This window comes from Spirosoma fluviale (assembly GCF_900230225.1).
GTDB lineage: Bacteria > Bacteroidota > Bacteroidia > Cytophagales > Spirosomataceae > Spirosoma > Spirosoma fluviale.
In genome coordinates this window covers 1,701-4,524 of record NZ_OCNH01000012.1, presented here as the reverse complement: position 1 = coordinate 4,524, position 2,824 = coordinate 1,701, and the positions used below count along the sequence as shown (strand labels likewise).

At 55.0% G+C, this 2,824-nt stretch carries 1 rRNA gene; it reads right to left on the bottom strand.

Annotated elements, in window-relative coordinates:
• A 23S ribosomal RNA gene (locus CRO74_RS31080) occupies nt 1-2,824 on the bottom strand; the annotation flags it as partial.

Sequence of the window (2,824 nt, the reverse complement as noted above, 5' to 3'; positions counted from 1 at the left end):
ACGCTTCCGGGGCCATTAGTACGGCTCGGCTTTATGGCTCTCACCACCTCCACCTGCCGCCTATCAACGTCGTCGTCTACAACACCCCTTTATACCGGAACACTCATCTTCAGGCCAGTTTCGCACTTAGATGCTTTCAGCGCTTATCTGTTCCCCACGTAGCTACTCGGCCGTGCCTGCGGCCAAACAACCGATCCGCCAGCGGTGAGTCCATCCCGGTCCTCTCGTACTAAGGACAGATCCCGTCAGTATTCCCACGCCCACCACAGATAGGGACCGAACTGTCTCACGACGTTCTGAACCCAGCTCGCGTGCCACTTTAATCGGCGAACAGCCGAACCCTTGGAACCTTCTCCAGCCCCAGGATGTGACGAGCCGACATCGAGGTGCCAAACCTCCCCGTCGATGTGAGCTCTTGGGGGAGATCAGCCTGTTATCCCCGGCGTACCTTTTATCCTTTGAGCGATGGCCCTTCCATGCGGAACCACCGGATCACTATACCCGACTTTCGTCCCAGATCGGCTTGTAGGCCTCACTGTCAAGCTGGCTTCTGCTATTGCACTCCCCTACCGATTACCGTCCGGTATGAGCCAACCTTGGGAAACCTCCGTTACCCTTTCGGAGGTGACCACCCCAGTCAAACTACCCACCAAACACAGTCCGGATCTCTCCGTTAGAACGCCAGTCAGCCAAGGGCGGTATTTCAAGGTTGGATCCACGACGCCTGGCGACGCCACTTCAACTCCTCCCGCCTATCCTACACATGCCTGACCGGCATTCAATGTTAAGCTGTAGTAAAGGTGCACGGGGTCTTTCCGTCCCGTGGCGGGTAAGCGGCATCTTCACCGCTACTACAATTTCACCGAACTCATGGTTGAGACAGTGCCCAGATCGTTACACCATTCGTGCAGGTCGGAACTTACCCGACAAGGAATTTCGCTACCTTAGGACCGTTATAGTTACGGCCGCCGTTTACTGGGGCTTCAGTTCAAACCTTCGAGTTACCCCTAAGCTCCCCCCTTAACCTTCCAGCACCGGGCAGGTGTCAGACCCTATGCGTCAACTTTCATTTTGGCAGAGTCCTGTGTTTTTGGTAAACAGTCGCCTGGGCGTCTTCTCTGCAGCCGCTCTTGCGAGACGGCCCCCCTTATCCCGAAGTTACAGGGTAATTTTGCCGAGTTCCTTAACCATGATTCTTTCGCGCACCTTAGAATATTCTTCCCAGCTACCTGTGTCGGTTTACGGTACGGGTATCCATACGCTTAACGCGCACCACTTTTCTTGGAAGCCCCTTCAGTGCTTCGACTCAGCCGAAGCCTCATCTCAACGCCCTATTCCGTCAGGACGTAACACCTCCGGCACTCCGTCATGGCTATTGCCTGTATAGATAGTGTGGGAATATTAACCCACTCCCCCTCAGATCTCGCCCTTCAGCTTATCCTTAGACCCCGACTAACCCTCCGATGACTGCCATCGCGGAGGAAACCTTAGCTTTTCGGTGTGAGGAGTTCTCATCCTCATTCTCGTTACTTATGCCTACATTTGCTTTTCCATGCGGTCCACCAGGGCTCACGCCCCAACTTCACCCCCCATGGAATGCTCTCCTACCACATCACGCCCAAGGCGTGAGTCCATAGCTTCGGTGATGTGCTTGATGCCCGTTTATTATCGACGCCCGCCCCGCTCGACCAGTGAGCTGTTACGCACTCTTTAAAGGAATAGCTGCTTCCAAGCTAACCTCCTGGCTGTCTCAGCAGCCGGACCGCCTTTGTTCAACTTAGCACACACTTAGGGACCTTAGCTGATGGTCTGGGTTGTTCCCCTCTCGGACTTGGACCTTAGCACCCAAGCCCTCACTGCCACGCACCTCTCTGCGCATTCGGAGTTCATCAGAAGTTGGTAGGATGTGACTCCCCCGCATCCTGTTGGTCGCTCTACCTCACAGACAGTAACACGTAACGCTGTTCCTAAAAACATTTCGGAGAGTACGAGCTATTTCTCAGTTTGATTGGCCTTTCACCCCTACCCGCAGCTCATCCGGAAGCTTTTCAACGCTTATCGGTTCGGCCCTCCACGGTGTGTTACCACCCCTTCAGCCTGGCCACGGGTAGATCACCAAGTTTCGCGTCAACCCCCACTGACTAAGCGCCCTGTTCAGACTCGCTTTCGCTTCGGATCCGTACGTTCACGTACTTAACCTCGCCAGTGACGGTTACTCGTAGGCTCATTATGCAAAAGGCACGCTGTCACGCCACTCTGGACGCTCCAACCGCTTGTAAGCGCCTGGTTTCAGGATCTATTTCACCCGGGTACTCCCCGTACTTTTCACCTTTCCCTCACGGTACTCTGCGCTATCGGTCTTCTGATTGTATTTAGCCTTACCGGATGGTGCCGGCAAATTCAGAGGGAATTTCTCCGGTTCCCCCCTACTCAGGATCCCCAACCCACCAACGCCCTGACCGGTACGGGACTCTCACCCTCTGTGGTGCGCTTTCCCACGCGCTTTCCGTTCGTTTGCTGATTTGATGTCGGGTCCTACAACCCCGGCTACGCCGTAACGTAGCTGGTTTGGGCTCTTCCCCGTTCGCTCGCCACTACTCAGGGAATCACAATTGTTTTCTCTTCCTGCGGGTACTTAGATGTTTCAGTTCTCCGCGTTTGCCCCCCGTAGGGTATCATGTCTTCAACATGATGGGTTGCCCCATTCGGACACCTTAGGATCGTCCCCTGCCAGCGGGTCCCCTAAACGTTTCGTCGCTTGCCACGTCCTTCATCGCCATCAGAAGCCTTAGGCATCCCCCAGACGCCCTTTTGCTGCGTATAC